Annotated in this window: 12 protein-coding genes and 1 tRNA gene; 10 read left to right on the top strand and 3 right to left on the bottom strand. The window is 55.5% G+C overall.

Annotated features, from left to right (window positions below; all coding sequences use genetic code 11):
- The first annotated feature begins 109 nt into the window (after positions 1-109).
- The 4 genes from galE (at position 110) to WMO17_RS01550 (ending at position 5,825) form a co-directional block, all read left to right on the top strand.
- Positions 110-1,135: a UDP-glucose 4-epimerase GalE gene (gene galE, locus WMO17_RS01565; protein WP_005937424.1), complete on the top strand. Its 1,026-nt coding sequence runs from the start codon at positions 110-112 to the stop codon at positions 1,133-1,135.
- 522 nt (positions 1,136-1,657) lie between these two features.
- Positions 1,658-4,003, top strand: a complete 2,346-nt coding sequence (gene feoB / locus WMO17_RS01560; protein ID WP_349137332.1) for a ferrous iron transport protein B — start codon at positions 1,658-1,660, stop codon at positions 4,001-4,003.
- 609 nt (positions 4,004-4,612) lie between these two features.
- Complete coding sequence (locus WMO17_RS01555) at positions 4,613-5,047, top strand: MarR family winged helix-turn-helix transcriptional regulator (protein WP_005939340.1); 435 nt, start codon at positions 4,613-4,615, stop codon at positions 5,045-5,047.
- Position 5,048: 1 nt separating this feature from the next.
- Positions 5,049-5,825 (top strand): sulfite exporter TauE/SafE family protein, encoded by a 777-nt coding sequence (locus WMO17_RS01550; RefSeq protein ID WP_349137331.1) that lies wholly within the window; start codon positions 5,049-5,051, stop codon positions 5,823-5,825.
- A 312-nt stretch (positions 5,826-6,137) separates the two neighbouring features.
- On the opposite strand, the gene tig is transcribed toward WMO17_RS01550, so the two are convergent.
- A complete protein-coding gene (gene tig, locus WMO17_RS01545) occupies positions 6,138-7,445 on the bottom strand; it encodes a trigger factor (protein ID WP_337678569.1) in 1,308 nt (435 codons plus the stop codon).
- 265 nt (positions 7,446-7,710) lie between these two features.
- On the opposite strand from tig, the gene WMO17_RS01540 reads away from it, so the two are divergent.
- A tRNA-Arg gene (locus WMO17_RS01540) sits at positions 7,711-7,787 on the top strand.
- A gap of 590 nt (positions 7,788-8,377) precedes the next feature.
- Here the strand turns inward: WMO17_RS01540 and WMO17_RS01535 are convergent.
- Positions 8,378-10,270 carry a BglG family transcription antiterminator gene (locus tag WMO17_RS01535; protein WP_349137330.1) on the bottom strand — a complete coding sequence of 631 codons (1,893 nt, stop codon included), beginning with the start codon at positions 10,268-10,270 and terminating at the stop codon, positions 8,378-8,380.
- A 253-nt stretch (positions 10,271-10,523) separates the two neighbouring features.
- On the opposite strand from WMO17_RS01535, the gene WMO17_RS01530 reads away from it, so the two are divergent.
- The 5 genes from WMO17_RS01530 (at position 10,524) to WMO17_RS01510 (ending at position 15,284) form a co-directional block, all read left to right on the top strand.
- A complete protein-coding gene (locus tag WMO17_RS01530; protein ID WP_118529269.1) occupies positions 10,524-10,835 on the top strand; it encodes a PTS sugar transporter subunit IIB in 312 nt (103 codons plus the stop codon).
- A gap of 17 nt (positions 10,836-10,852) precedes the next feature.
- A complete protein-coding gene (locus WMO17_RS01525) occupies positions 10,853-12,127 on the top strand; it encodes a PTS sugar transporter subunit IIC (RefSeq protein ID WP_349137329.1) in 1,275 nt (424 codons plus the stop codon).
- 47 nt (positions 12,128-12,174) lie between these two features.
- Positions 12,175-12,513, top strand: a complete 339-nt coding sequence (locus WMO17_RS01520) for a PTS lactose/cellobiose transporter subunit IIA (RefSeq protein WP_097774500.1) — start codon at positions 12,175-12,177, stop codon at positions 12,511-12,513.
- Between the two features lie 3 nt (positions 12,514-12,516).
- The gene (locus WMO17_RS01515; RefSeq protein ID WP_097781092.1) at positions 12,517-14,043 is read left to right on the top strand and encodes a glycoside hydrolase family 1 protein; all 1,527 of its coding nucleotides are present in this window, start codon (positions 12,517-12,519) and stop codon (positions 14,041-14,043) included.
- Positions 14,044-14,150: 107 nt separating this feature from the next.
- On the top strand, positions 14,151-15,284 hold the full coding sequence (locus tag WMO17_RS01510; RefSeq protein WP_349137328.1) for a M20/M25/M40 family metallo-hydrolase: 1,134 nt from the start codon (positions 14,151-14,153) through the stop codon (positions 15,282-15,284).
- A 333-nt stretch (positions 15,285-15,617) separates the two neighbouring features.
- Here the strand turns inward: WMO17_RS01510 and WMO17_RS01505 are convergent, their stop codons facing one another.
- Positions 15,618-15,866 carry a DUF6061 family protein gene (locus tag WMO17_RS01505; protein ID WP_349137327.1) on the bottom strand — a complete coding sequence of 83 codons (249 nt, stop codon included), beginning with the start codon at positions 15,864-15,866 and terminating at the stop codon, positions 15,618-15,620.
- Between the last annotated feature and the right edge of the window lie 29 nt (positions 15,867-15,895).

Raw genomic sequence — 15,895 nt, 5'->3', positions numbered from 1 at the left:
ATAGAAGACGCATCCCTTGATTCTGAGCCATAAAAGCGGTATTCTTTAGGCAAGGCCGGGGAATGCCGGCATCAACTGTAATGTAAATGAGTGAGAGAGGTACTAGGCTATGGCAATTTTGGTTTCCGGCGGCGCCGGTTATATCGGCAGCCACACCTGCATCGAACTTCTGAACGCTGGCTACGACGTTGTTGTGGCAGATAACTATTATAATGCATCTCCGGTGGTGCTGGACCGCATCAAGCAGATCACCGGCAAGGACTTCCGCTTTTACAAGGCAGATATGACCAAGCACGAGGATGTGGAGCACATCTTCTCTGAGTGCCCGGACATTACTGCTGTGATCCAGTTTGCAGCCTACAAGGCCGTGGGCGAGAGTGTTTCCAAGCCCATTGAATACTATTACAACAACCTCAACTGCACGCTGGTCATTCTGGACGTGATGCGCCATCACAACTGCCACAACTTCGTGTTCAGCTCTTCCGCAACCGTCTATGGCGACCCCGCCAGCGTGCCCATCACCGAGGACTTCCCCACCGGTGCCACCACCAACCCCTACGGCACGACCAAGGTGTTCACCGAGCGCATCCTGCAGGATGTGTGCAAGGCTGACCCCAGCCTGAACGTGGCCCTGCTGCGCTACTTCAACCCCATTGGTGCGCACAAGTCCGGCCTCATCGGCGAGGACCCCAACGGCATCCCCAATAACCTCATGCCCTATATCGCCAAGGTGGCCGTGGGCAAGCTGGAAAAGGTGCATGTCTTTGGCAACGACTATCCCACCCCGGACGGCACCGGCGTGCGCGACTACATCCACGTGGTGGATCTGGCCCGCGGCCATGTGTGCGCCATCAAGAAGCTGGAAACGAACTGCGGCCTGTTCATCTGCAATCTGGGCACTGGCAAGGGCTACAGCGTGCTGGATGTGATCCACGCTTTCTCCAAGGCCTGCGGTAAGGAGATCCCCTATGTGATCGACCCGCGCCGCCCCGGCGACATTGCCGAGTGCTATGCAGACCCCACCAAGGCAAAGAACGAGCTTGGCTGGGTGGCGGAATACGGCATCGAGGAAATGTGTGCCGACAGCTGGAACTGGCAGAAGAACAACCCCGATGGCTACCACACCGTGAAGTAACGTATCAAAACGGAGCACCGCATCTTCCCGCCTGAGAGGATGCGGTGCTTTTTTATGTGCAAACTCCTTCCGTCAAAACCTGACGGTTTTGCCAGATTCCCCTTTTTGTCATCTGCGGTGACATCTGTTCCTCTCTTTGTCACCTGCGGTGACATTTTTCCCCGGCGCGGGGAGAATCTGTCCCGGCCGGGGGAAGTCGTCCTCGGAGAGGGAGCCTCTGGTGAAACCGTGCACTTCGCAATTCAACCGGAAACTGTGCCGCCATGCCAAAAGCCGAACCCTCTCAGTCATCGCTGCGCGATGCCAGCTCCCCCGAGGGGGGAGCTTCTTGGCTTCTTCCGGTCAGCACAAATAAAGCTCCCCCTTCGGGGGAGCTGGCGAACAAAGTGAGTCTGAGAGGGTTCGATTTGCAGGCATCTCCCCCATATTATCTATTGACAACCGCGCAAAGTTAGCCTATATTACTATTGTTAACACGAACTAACACACTTTGACAGTGGATAAAATGAGAAGGTCGATCTTATGACATTAAAAGAATTGCAGATCGGAAAAAGCGCTGTTGTGGATACCGTTGGCGGCAGCGGCGCACTGCGCCAGCATTTTCTGGATATGGGCCTGATCCCGGGGGTGGAGGTCACGCTGGTCAAGCTGGCACCCATGGGCGACCCCATGGAGCTGCGCATCCATGGCTATGAGTTGACCCTCCGGCTGGACGATGCCGCGCAGATCGACATCACCCCAACCGAAAAGGCCCCGGCAATGTCAGCGGTTCCGGCAGATGATAAAATGGTGGATCACCCCGGCCTTGGCGAGGGCGGCAAATACCACATCAAAAATGGGGAGAATCCCCTGCCCGAGGACAGGACCCTCACCTTTGCGCTGGCTGGCAACCAGAACTGCGGTAAGACCACCCTGTTCAACCAGCTCACCGGTTCCAACCAGCATGTGGGCAATTTCCCGGGCGTGACAGTGGACCGCAAGAGCGGTGCCATCAAGGGCCACCCGGAGACCGAGGTCACCGACCTGCCGGGCATCTACTCCATGTCCCCCTATTCCAGCGAGGAGATCGTCACCCGCCAATTCATCATCGGCGAAAAGCCCACCGGCATCATCAACATCGTGGATGCTACCAACATCGAGCGCAACCTCTACCTGACCATGCAGCTCATGGAGCTGGACACCCCCATGGTGCTGGCGCTGAACATGATGGACGAGGTGCGCGGCAACGGCGGCACGGTGCGCATCAACAAGATGGAGGCCATGCTTGGCATCCCGGTCATCCCCATCTCCGCCGCCAAGAATGAGGGCGTGGATGAGCTGGTAGACCACGCACTTCATGTGGCAAAGTATCAGGAGCGGCCCGGCCGCATGGATTTCTGCAGTGAGGACGACCACGGCGGCGCGGTGCACCGCTGCATCCACGGCATCATCCATCTGATCGAGGACCACGCCAGGGCGGCGGGCATTCCGGTGCGGTTTGCCGCCACCAAGCTGGTGGAGGGCGACCGGCGCATCGAGGAAGCCCTGCAGCTGGATCAGAACGAAAAAGAGATGATCGAACATATCATCGTGCAGATGGAGCGGGAGCGCGGGCTGGACCGCGCCGCCGCCATTGCGGATATGCGGTTCTCCTTTATTCAGGAGCTGGTGGCCAAGACGGTGGTCAAGCCCCACGAAAGCAAAGAGCAGCTGCGCTCCAACCGCATCGACAAATTCCTCACCGGCAAGTACACCGCCATCCCGGCCTTTATCGCCATCATGGGTCTGGTGTTCTTCCTCACCTTCAACGTCATCGGCCTGTTCTTCCAGAACCTGATGGAAACGGGCATCGACGCGTTGACCGGCATCGTGGACACGGCGCTTACCAACTGGAACGTCAATGCGGCGGTGCACTCCTTGCTCATCGACGGCATCTTTACCGGCGTGGGCAGCGTGCTGAGCTTTCTGCCTATCATCGTGGTGCTGTTCTTCTTCCTCTCCATGCTGGAGGATACCGGTTACATGGCCCGCGTGGCCTTTGTGATGGATAAGCTGCTGCGCCGCATCGGCCTTTCGGGCCGCAGTATCGTGCCCATGCTCATCGGCTTTGGCTGCACGGTGCCCGGCGTCATGGCAAGCCGCACCCTGCCCTCGGAGCGCGACCGCAAAATGACCATCCTGCTCACCCCGTTCATGAGCTGCTCGGCAAAGCTGCCCATCTACAGCCTGTTTGCGGCGGCGTTCTTCCCGCAGTATGCGGGCCTTGTGATGGTGCTGCTGTACTTTACCGGCATCGTGGTGGGCGTGCTGGCGGCACTGCTGCTCAAGAGCACGGTGTTCAAGGGCGAGGCGGTGCCCTTTGTCATGGAGCTGCCCAACTACCGCCTGCCCGGCCTGAAAAACGTGGCACAGCTGCTGTGGGAAAAGGCCCGGGACTTTTTGCAGAAAGCCTTCACGGTGATCTTTGCGGCCACCATCGTCATCTGGTTTTTGCAGAACTTTGACCTGCAGCTGCGGTTGACCGCCGACCCGCAGGCCAGCATCCTTGCCCGCATCGCGGGCGACATCGCCCCGCTGTTCGGGCCTTTGGGCTTTGCGGACTGGCGCATCTCCACCGCCCTCATCACCGGCTTCATGGCAAAGGAGAGCGTGGTGTCCTCGCTGCTCATCCTCTTTGGCTCCGAAGCTGCGCTGTCGGCGGCCCTCACCCCGGCGCAGGCGGCTCCCCTGCTGGTGTTCTGCCTGCTGTATACCCCCTGCATCGCGGCGGTGGCATCGGTCAAGCGGGAGCTGGGTAACAAGTGGGCGGTCATCATGGTGGTGAACCAGTGTGCCGTGGCATGGCTGTGCGCTTTGCTGGTGCGTCTGGCGGCAGTGGCGCTGTTCTGAGAAAAACGATTGGAATGCGCTCCGCGCTGCTCTGCGCATATTCAGCGGAAGAATTATTTATAATAGAGCAATGCCGGGCGGTCTGCGGACCGCCCGGCATTGCGTTTTCACGGGTGGGGTCGTGGAGGAAAACAGCGGCGCTAGGGATAGCGGGCTCGCCCTCTCAGTCAATGCCTATCGGCCTTGACAGCTCTCCCAAAGGGAGAGCCCTTGGCATGGCGGTAAACTTCCTGATAAAAGCACAAAGTGGATGGTTTCGCCAGAGCCTCTCCCTTTGACAGACTTCCCCCGACCGGGGGAAGATGTCGCTTACGCGACAGAAAGGGGAACGAGCTGTCACCGAAGGTGACGGAGAGGACGAGGCCGTTTCCGGGAGAACTGCAAAGTTCCCGGTACTGCTGAAGCCTTCCCCCGGCCGGGGGAAGTCGTCCTCTGGGATGGGGCCTTTGACACGCCCGAAAACTTTGCCGCCATGCCAAAGGCTCCCTCCTTGAGGGAGCTGGCGCGGCGTAAGCCGCGACTGAGGGAGTTCCCCCCTTGACAACTCCCCTCTTCTGCACTATAATACTTCAAAAATGAATCATTCAAAGATGAAAGGACAGACCTGCTGTGAACCCGAATATCGAATTTTCCATCAAGACCGCGCAGGCGTACAATGCCGTCTGTAAGCCGCTGTGTCAGGAGCTTGGCCTGTCGCAGACGGCGCTGGATATCCTGTTGTTTCTCGCCAACAACCCGGACTATAAAACGGCCCGGGACATCGTGGAGGTGCGGCATATCAAGGCGAACCTCGTCTCCATGAATGTGGACAAGCTGGTGCAGGAGGGCTATCTGGAACGCTATGCCGTGGCCAGCGACCGCCGCAAAACAAAGCTTCTCTGCACCGGCAAGGCAGACCCGATCATCCGCAAGGGGCGTGTGGTGCAGAATGCCTTTTTCAAGCGCCTGCTGGATCATGTGGAGCCAGCCGATCAGGAGGTCTTTTTCCGGACCATGGAGCTGATCGGGAAAAATCTGGACGAAATTATAAAGGAGAACGCATAAAATGAACGTGTTGTTTACGGTTCTTGTCACCTTTTTTGCCGGCATGGGGGCCGGCCTTGGCACCGGCTTTGCCGGTATGAGCGCGGCGGCGGTCATCAGCCCCATGCTCATCACCTTCCTGCACATGGACCCCTATATGGCGGTGGGCATCGCCCTTTCTTCGGATGTGCTGGCCAGCGCCGTTTCGGCCTATACCTACCACAAAAACAAGAACCTGGATATCAAAAACGGCCTGATCATGATGGTAAGTGTGCTGCTGTTCACGGTGGTGGGCAGCTGGGTGGCCAGCAGAGTGCCCTCGGCCACCATGGGCGGCTTCTCGGTGTTCATGACCTTCCTGCTGGGCGTCAAGTTCATTGTGCGCCCGGTCATGACGACCAAGGAAGCTATGCAGGGTGTCAGCGCCAAAAAGCGTGCCATCCAGTCCATCGTGTGCGGTGTGCTCATCGGTTTCATCTGCGGCTTCATCGGCGCAGGCGGCGGCATGATGATGCTGCTCATCCTCACCAGTGTGCTGGGCTACGAGCTGAAGACCGCCGTGGGCACCAGCGTGTTCATTATGACCTTCACCGCCCTGACCGGTGCTGTCTCCCACTTCATGATCGGCGGTGCGCCCAATTGGTTCGTCTGGGCGCTGTGCGTGGTGTTCACCCTGCTGTGGGCGCGCATTGCCGCTGTGTTTGCCAATAAGGCAGACCCCAAGACCCTGAACCGTGCCACCGGTATTGTGCTGGTGGTGCTGGGCGTGGTCATTATGGGCTTCAACTTCTTGACCTGAAAAAACTCCCCCAGTCGCCTACGGCGACAGCCCCCCCCTCAAAGAGGGAGCCTTTCGCGTCGGAAAAGCTTTCGGCTCAGGTGCAAAACTTTCGGTTTCGCCAGAGCCTCCCTCATTGAGGGAGGTGGCAAACCCGCAGGGTTTGACGGAAGGAGTTCGTCCTGACCAGCAAATGCTGTTTTCCTCCACGACCTTTCCCGTGAAAAAGCAATGCCGGGCGGTCCGCAGACCGCCCGGCATTGCTCTGTTATAAATGATTTTTCCGCTGAATATGCGCAGAGCGAAGCGGCGCGCATTCCAGATCGTCAGCGCTTACTGGTTCTCTGCCTTGTCCTCGATGGTGGAGTGCTCGATCACCCAGTCGGCAGCCTTGCGGATGCCCTCGTTGCGGCGCATGGCGGGAATATCGGATTTTTCCTTGATCTCTTCCAGCGTCTTTTTGGCGCGCTCTGCACGAGCGGCCAGAGCCTTATCGATATCTTCCTCGGTGGGCACCAGATTTTCCTGCTGTGCGATCTGCAGCAGAGCCATGTGCACACGGGCGGTCTTCTCGGCAGAAGAGCGCACCTTGGCGGTAAAGCTCTCGCGGGTCTCGTGGATCTGGCTCAGGTAGCGATCCAGGCTCAGGCGCTGCATCTGCAGCTGCTGCTGGATCTGCTCCATCTGCTGCTGGTAGGTGGTCTCCACCAGCACACTGGGCAGTTCGCCCTCAGAAGCATCGGCCAGCTGGGTCAGGATCTGATCCTTGGCACGGTTCAGCGCACCGGCATGCTTGCCGTCGTGCAGCTGCTGCTTGACCTGTGCACGCAGCTCGTCCATGGTGTCCAGATTGGCAACCTTCTTGGCAAAGTCGCTGTTCAGAGCAGGGATCTGGCGCACACATACGTCGATCAGCTTGATCTTGAACACGACGGGTTTACCGGCCAGATCCTTTGCGTGGTAACGGTTCGGGAAGGTGACGAAGATCTCGAATTCCTCGCCTGCCTTGTGGCCCAGAATGCCCTCTTCAAAGCCGGGGATCATGCGGCCGCTGCCCAGCTGGACGGCCTGGTTCTTTGCGGTGCCGCCCTGGAAGGGCTTGCCCTCCAGCAGACCTTCGTAATCAATATGTACGATGTTGCCCTTTACGGCCGGACCCTTGTGCGGCACCAGCTCAGCGGCAGCAGCGCGGCGGCGCTCCAGCACATTGTCGATCTCCTTGTCGGTCACTTCCGGGGTGACGCACTCGGCGGTAAAGCCGGTGGTCTTGGTCAGGTTCAGCTCAGGCTGCAGGGCAACCGTGGCAGTGGCCACAAAGCCCTCGTCCTTTTTCACGCTCACAAGATCGTACACAGGATTGTCAACAGCCACAAAGCCGTGCTCTGCCATGGCGGCATCATACAGCGCGGGCACGTCCTTGTCCATCAGGTCGTTGATGGCATCGTACCAGAAGGTGTGCTCGCCGCGGTCAGCCTCGATCTGTGCGCGGTCCGCTTCGCCCTTCTTGAAGCCGCGGATCGTATAGGAGGCGCGGGTGCGTTCGTAAACGGCGTTGGATGCAGCTTCCAGCTCTTCGGGGCTGGCGCTGAAGGTCATTTTGCAGACACTCTTTTCGGGAGTTTCCACGCTTACCAGTTTCATAGGATCTACCCTCCGTGGTGTCTCGCTGCAGAGAAAACCCGGCGGCGCAGCCTCCACGCGGTGCTGCCCGCAAAGCTCCTGTACCCCTGCACGGACACAGATTAAAAACATATAGTAAGGCTATTATAGCACAAGAACGACAAAAACGATACAAGAAAAATCATAAAAAATGCTGCTTTTTGAAAAAGATAAAAATATTTGCAAAAAACGGTTGACAAAACCCAGTCTGAGTGATAAAATACATCATGTTCCGAACGGAACGTATGCGTTGGTAGCTCAGCTGGATAGAGTGACTGACTACGAATCAGTAGGCCGGGGGTTCGAGTCCCTTCCATCGCACCAAGAAAAACCAGTACACATTGTGTGCTGGTTTTTCTTTTTTGTTTGCGCGATGGAAGGGGCTCGAACAGGGCGGCGGCGCATAGCGCCGCAAGCAATCAGCCCAGTGCAACAACGACGACCGCAGCCTGCGGCTGAAACAGGGAGGAGTTGTTGGGGCCGCATTCTGATTTTTCAAAGCCCTGCCAAGGAGCTGCGGAAAAATCAGCTAACGCAACCCGTTGCTGTTGCTTAGCCCGCGGGTCCCAACGCGTAGGAATGTCTACCGTGGAAGCTGTGGATCGAAAGATTTCATGGCTTTTTTGTTTTGTAAGCCATGAGTGCACGGTTTCTGCACGGTTTTTGCACGGTCGGTGTTTTCCATGTCCGATGATGTAGGGCGCTGTATTGCATTGCAATCAGTGCCCTTTTTTGCATCAGGTGAGCAGTGCCAGGCGGAGCTTTGCCTTCATTTCCGGGTCGGCATCCTTGAGCAATTCCAAAAGAGCCGTCATGGAGATGGTGGGTTCGCCTGCTTTGGCCCCTTTGGAAACCCATCAAAATAGAAAAGCCGGATGCCATCTTAAAGTAGATGACACCCGGCTTTTTATAGGTTACCGCATTTGTGCACAGAATTCTTCAAAGGTATTGGTTTTAAGCAATTCAAGGGTGCGGGATGTGGAGTTGAACAATTCCACGATCCTGTCGAAGGCGGGTTTAAAGAACTTCATCTCAGCTTCGGTAATGCCGATCATCAGAACGAAATGCACCGTTTTCTTTTTCCACTGAATTGGCATATCATTATGGATAACACAGATGAAGGAACGGTCGGCGTACTGATTGATGGCGTGAGGCACAGCCAGTACATCGGTGAAGGCGGTACTGGAAAACGATTCGCGCTGCAGAACGTCCTGTACAAATTCCTCTTTCGCATAGCCATGTTTGACACACTGTTCTCCCATGAAATGAATGTAGGCTGCGGCATCGGACAGACTCACGTTGCGGAAATACAGTTCTTTGTGCAGTAGGCTCTGCAAAAACTGGTGGGCACGGGCAAGTTCCCGCTCGGTGCTGATGGAGCTTAGCTGGGCACGGATACTTTCACAGTTGGCTTTAGTCAGGATCGGGCTGATCTGCACCACATGCGGATGCTGTATGCCCAGCGGCAGGGTTGTCAGCACAAGGTCGCATTCCGGCTGACGGTTGAGGTACCGGTTCAGGGGCAGAACTTCCTTTACGATGATCTGGTTGGCAAAAGCAACATTGATCTCGTGGATCAGCTGCCGTGCCAGCATATGGTAGGACTCCACAATAACTACACAGGTGGCGTGTTCCCGGCTCTGCTTGTTGTTCTCCAGATAGGAACCAATGTGAAACGCAATGAATGCGATCTCGTCCTCGCTCACTTCGATATGATAGATCTGCGCAAAGCGGTGTGCAAAGTAGACCGCCATATCGTAGACAGGGGCATAGTCTTTCTTGAACTGCAGTGCAATGGGATTGGGGTAGCTGATATGGAAGGCACATCGCTGCTGCGCATAATACATGTGCAGGGAGAACTGCAGGATATAGTCGTTGTCAAATTCCGGGGTGCAGTACCGCTGGGACATCATGGAAAGAATGGAAGCCACATTGTGGATGAACTCCGGGCTGATGACACACTGGATATCCACGGTTTCGTGCTCCACCGAAAGGGCAATCAGCATCAGAATCTGTTTATAATCCCGCTCCGGGATGCGGATGCTGTATTTTTGCTCGAAATTTGCCGAGATCATGTCGGCCAGATTCACGATGTCTTCCCGATCCTGAGAGGATGCCAGCAGCTCGTCTACCGAGATGGGCGGTTCTTTGTCGTCCAGCTCATTGCCGATGTTCAGCCGGATGAGGATGACCAGAATATGGATCAACAGATTATTCAGCGCAAAATCGTTCAGAAATAGTTTGGACTCCTGACAGGTCGTGAACAGCTCCTGCATAATGCCATCGATATCCTGAGAGGGAAACAGCTGTTCCAACGCATCTTTAGAATTGAAAAAGCCGTAGGTGTTGCGCACGGCAAGGCTGCCGATCATTTTGCGACGGTTCTGCTCGCTGCCACGCAGATAGAACTGGTATTTCTGAGATTCGATGCGCAGGTCGTATTCTTTGGCGATCTCTTTTACCTGTGGGATGACGGTATTCAGAATGGTGCTGGAACTGACATACAGGGCTTCAGCTTCGTCAAAAGCGTTGACACCCTCTTTACTGGTCAATAGATCAGAGAGCACCTTCCAGACGCGGGATTCTGCTTCGTTGGGCAAGGTGTCCAGACTGGCGGTATGGCTTTCCAGACGGTAGCCCTCCCGGGAGGAAGTAATAACGGCCTTGCCCTCCTCGTTGATGGCTTTGATGTAGTTGCGCACCGTCCGTTCACTGGTACCAAGCATATTGGCAAGTGCTGCAGAGGAAATGCTCTGCGATGCGTCGGATAAGATCTTCAGCAGCTGCGTGCGCTTATCGGTTTTCATGCAGAGACACTCCTTCTATAAAAATACAGGTGAAAGACAGAATAAAAATTTATCTTATATAGTATAGCAAATGGAAGAAGAAAACTAAACCATACTTTTTTCCGCCTTGTTGGAAAGATGAAGAATTTGCCGGAATCGAGGAAAAACTTTGTTTTGTTTTCACAAATGGACCTGATATACTGGGCACAACGAAACCCGGAAGCGATTCCGGAGAAAAGAATTGTTTCATTGGATATGGAAAGGAGTAATTGTTATGACCCGTATCTTACTTGCCTGCGGCATTGGTGCTTCCACCGGCTTTATGGCCGCCAATATGCGCAAGGCTGCAAAGGCTCAGGGTTTGGATGTTTCCATCCACGCTGTGAGCAAATCTCAGGTGCCGGAGTACGCCGACAAGATTGACGTGCTGCTGCTTGGCCCCCACTTTTCAGCCGAGGTTCCCAAGTATAAGGAGATGCTGAAGGATCACAATGTGAAGGTGACTTCCATTGATCCGGACGACTATGCTGCATTGGATGGCGAAGCCATTCTGGAGTCGGCCCTCGAGTTTTATGAAGAAGGTTGAAATGGGAGGAAAAAACTATGATGGAGAAGATTCAGGCGTGGATCGAGAAACATCTCGTTCCGGTCATTAACAAGATCACGTCGAACTTCTGGTTCGGCATCGTGGCAGATGCGGTCCTGTTCATTGTTCCGTTCTCGATGGTCAGTGCCATCCCGTCCCTGTGGGCCATCCTCCGCCGCTTTGTTCCGGTGCTGCCGGACATCAGCCCGCTGAGCACCTTCTCGTTTGGTCTGATTGGTCTGTTCGTGGTATTCGTGATCCCCTACAACTGCCTGCAGAAGATCGAAAAGAAAGACCGTTCCATGATCGCAGGCTTTACCGGCATCGGTGCCTACATGATGTGCATGAACTTTCAAACGGTGGACGGCGGCTCGCTGGTTTCCATGAACAAGTTCGGCGCAGGCGGTATGTTCACTGCTATGGTGGTCGGTCTGATGGTGGCTGTCATCTACAAGCTGCTGGCCAAGTATTCCTTCTTTGGTGAGGACAGTGTGATCCCCGACTTTGTTAAGAACTGGTTCGACAACATCGCGGCCATCCTCATCAGCCTGACCATTGCCTATCTGTTCACCTACATTGCAAAGATCGATGTGTTTGCCATGGTGCAGATCCTCATGAAGCCGGTTACCAGTTTTGCACAGAGCGCACCTGGCGTCATTATGATCGTGTTCCTGCAGAATGTGTTCTACTTCTTCGGTGTCTCCGGCTGGGTGTTTACCCCTGTTACCCGCAGCATTACGCAGGCTGCTATTGCTGAGAATGCAGAACTGGTAGCTGCCGGCCTTGCGCCCAAGAATATCTACGCTTACGGTTTCAGCCGTTATCACCACATCGGCGGTCAGGGCGCTACCCTTCCGCTGGCACTGTTCATGCTGCGTGCAAAATCCAAGAAGTTCCGTCTGCTGGGCAAGGCTACGCTGGTGCCCTCCATCTTCAACATCAACGAGCCTTTGCAGTACGGTGCAGTCGTCGGCAACCCCTTTATGCTGATCCCCACCGTGCTCATCGCCATCATCCTGCCCGGCTTCTCCTACCTGTGGTTCGCCATGGGCTGGGGCACCATCAACTACGTCAACTTCGATATGAACTTTGCCCCCAACGCCGTGTCTGCCTTCTTCATGTCCGGCGGCGACTGGCGCAACGTTCTGCTGATCTGCATCAACTTCGTGCTGGCTGCGCTGATCTGGTATCCGTTCTTTAAGGCAGCGGACAAAGCAGAATGCAAGAAGGAAGCCGAGCGTGAAGCTGCCAAGGCCGCCAAGAAGGCTGCCAAGGCTGCAGCAAAGGCATAATTATTTCTGGTAAGATAAGAGGGAAAATGAAGGAGAGGTAACATCCTATGGAAGAAAACGAAAAGCGCGATATCAATATGGTGGCGATGGAAGTCATCATGAACGCAGGCGATGGCCGCGACAAGATCGACGAAGCACTGGCCGCTATGGCCGAGGGCAAGCTGGACGAGGTGGACAAGCTGCTGGAAGAGGCAGAAGCTCTGATCGTCAAGGCACACAACGCCCAGACCGAGGTCATTCAGAGTCAGGTCAGCGGTGAGAGCATGGAGTACTCCCTGCTGTTCGTCCATGCGCAGGATACGGTCATGACCATCACCACCGAGCTGCGCATGACCCAGAAACTGCTGCCCATCGTCAAGATGCTGCTGAACAAGAAAGGAGATTGAACCATGGCAAAGACATTCCCGGAAGGATTCCTCTGGGGCGGTTCCACCGCCGCCAACCAGATCGAAGGCGCATGGAACGAGGGCGGTCGAGGCCCGGCTACCTCAGACTTCGCCCGCCTGATCACCAAACAGATTCGTGATACCGAGGGCACCTTTGATGTGCATGTGCCCCACAATGCAGCCTCCAAGGAAATGGTGGAGGACATGAAGGCTCACCCGGAAAATTGGGAGCTGCCCAAGCGCCGCGGCATCGATTTCTATCATACCTATAAGGATGATATCAAGCTGTTCGCCGAGATGGGCTTCAAGGTGTTCCGCATGAGCATCAGCTGGAGCCGCATCTTCCCCAACGGTGATGATGCCATCCCCAACGAAGAGGGTCTGAAGTTCTACGATGCAGTGTTCGACGAGCTGCACAAGTACGGCATTGAGCCGCTGGTCACCCTGTCCCATTTTGATACACCGCTGCATCTGGCCGAGGAGTACGGCGGCTTCCTCAGCCGCCACACCGTAGAGGCCTTTGAAAAGTATGCCGAGACGGTCATCCGCCGCTACAAGGGCAAAGTTAAGTATTGGCTCACCTTCAACGAGATCAACAATGTGTTGTCCAACCCCTTTACCAGCAGCGGCGTCATCTTTGACGGCGCACCGGAACCCAGCAGCTGCAACCCCTATCTGGGCCACTGGCAGGAGAAGTTCCAGGCTGTGCACAACCAGTTCGTGGCAAGCGCACTGGCAACGAAAAAGCTGCACGAGATCGACCCGGATGCCAAGATGGGCAACATGCTCTGCCGTCTGGAGAACTACGCCGAGTCCCCGAAGCCCGAGGATCAGCTGCAGGTCATGTTCGAGGATCACTTCAACTGGTTCTTTACCGATGTGCAGGCCACCGGTGAGTATCCCTACTATATGCAGCGCTTCTTTGATGAGAACAACATCCACATCGAGATGGGCAAGGATGATACGAAGATCCTCAAAGAGGGTGCGGTGGACTTCATTACCATCAGCTACTACATGACCTACATCATGCGCTATAAGGGCAGCCCGGTGCCGCAGCCCATCGGCCGTCTGTTGTCCGATATCAAGAACCCCTACCTGCCCAAGTCCGATTGGGGCTGGACCATCGACCCCATCGGCTTCCGTATCACCCTGAACCGCATTTATGACCGCTACCACAAGCCCATCTTCATCTCCGAGAACGGTCTGGGAGCCGTGGATCACTTTGATGAAAAGGGGCAGATCCAGGACGACTACCGCATCGACTACATGCGCGCCCATGTGGAGCAGCTGCGGGAGGCGATCGCAGATGGCGTGGACGTGTTCGGCTACGCATGGTGGGGCCCCATCGACCTGATCTCTTCCGGCACTTCCGAGATGACCAAGCGCTACGGCATGATCTATGTGGATCAGGATGACTACGGCAAAGGCACCGGCAAGCGCCTGCGCAAGAAGTCCTTCTACTACTATAAAAAGCTCATTGCTTCCAACGGCGCGGATCTGGAAAATGATGTGACTATCCCCGAAGAATAACCTGCATAACCGGAGACCCCCATTCTGCAAAGGAGCAGAGCTGACCAACCACAGCTCTGCTCCTTTTTTGCGGTGGTACGGCTGCTATGTGAAACGGAGGAAATTGTATGATCGAAAAAGAAGAGCTGGATCGGTTTATAGCGTCCTGCAGGGATGAACAGGCAGAACTGCTCATGACGCTGGGCCGCATCCCGGCCCCCAGCCACCACGAGGAAAAGCGCGCTGCGTTCTGCAAAAAGTGGTTCGAGCACGAGGGCTGCAACGAGGTGTGGATCGATGAAGCCCAAAACGTAATCTGCAAGTTCAACTGTGATCGGTACGATGAGATCACCGTGATGATGGCTCACATGGACGTGGTGTTCAATGACACGGAAGAACTGCCTATGCGCCGTGACGGCGACATCCTGCGGGCACCCGGCATCGGCGATGACACTGCCAATCTGGTGAACCTGATGCTAGCCACCCGCTTTCTGGTGCAGCACAAAGACCGGTTGCACACCGGTCTGATGATCGTGGCCAACAGCTGCGAAGAAGGCCTTGGCAATCTGAAGGGCTGCAAGGAGATCTTCAATAACTACGGCGACCGTATCAGGAAGTTTTATTCCTTCGACGGTTATATGTCCCAGTGTACCAGCATCGCCGTAGGCTCCCACCGCTACCGGATGCAGGTGCAGTGCCCCGGCGGGCACTCCTATCTGGACTTCGGCAAAGACAACGCGATTCAGATCGCTGCCGAGATCATTCACGAGCTGTACCGGATCACCCCGCCGCAGCAGGAATACACCACCTACAATGTGGGCCGCATTGAGGGCGGCAGCACAGTCAATTCCATTGCACAGGAAGTTACCCTGCTGTACGAGTACCGCTCTGCCAGTGAAGCGTGCCTGCAGGTCATGAAGGGGGAACTGAACCGGGTGGTGAATGAATTCCGCGCCAAGGGCAAAAAGATCAATCTGGAAGTGCTGGGCGTTCGCCCGGGCTGCGGCGATGGAGACAAGACCGAGCTGAAAAAGTGGACATCAGAAAACGCCGCCTGCATCCGGCAGTATTATGAGGGCGAACTGGATCTTGGTCCCTATTCCACCGATGCCAACATTCCTCTCTCGCGCAATGTTCTGGCTAATACCATTGGCACCGTAAAAGGTGCCGGTGCCCACACCCGTGCCGAGTGGGTAGACCTGAAAAGTCTCCCGGCAGGACTTGGCATCGTATTGAGCCTGATGAACCGATATCTGGATTAAAAAGCAAAATGCCCGCCCACTGTGGCTTTTCCACAGCTGGGCGGGCATCATTTATATGGTAAATGGTTATTTACGCTGACTTTCCGGGATTTACGCTGAAATTGCGCTGAAAACGCGTAATCGCGCGAGCAAAGCGCGAATAAATCTGGCTAATCGCGAACAAACCGCGAACAAAAATCGCACGGGCGCGCATTTTTCATGCGTGGGAAGGTGCGACGTGAAAGTGAGGATTTGCAAAAATAAACCGTAATACGATTGAATTTCGGAAAAGTGAAATCGCGCGCTGAAACGCGCGCCGCGCGATTAGCATTTTTGCCGCGCGTTTTCTAAGGTTCAATCCTCCAGCCTGCCGTGGTCGCAGCCAAGCGACAGATAACGCTCCATCTCCCCTCTCAGCACCATCTGTGCGTACTCCAAGGGCTTATTATAGAGCAGCCAGTCTAACTCTGCCCGCTGCGCTGGGGTGTTTCCGTACTCGTCCTCCACAGCGATGCAGTCGATGGCAACAGCAGAGCCATCTGCGAACCGGGCTTCCACCCGGTTGGTGTCCATGTTGTAGCGGCAGGAAAGCAATTTCGTCATAATAGTATCCTCCAAGACTTGATTTTTGG

The sequence above is a fragment of the Faecalibacterium faecis genome (assembly GCF_040096475.1).
Taxonomy (GTDB): domain Bacteria; phylum Bacillota; class Clostridia; order Oscillospirales; family Ruminococcaceae; genus Faecalibacterium; species Faecalibacterium taiwanense.
Note: the sequence above shows the minus strand (reverse complement) of the source record. Positions and strands in the feature narration are given on the sequence as shown.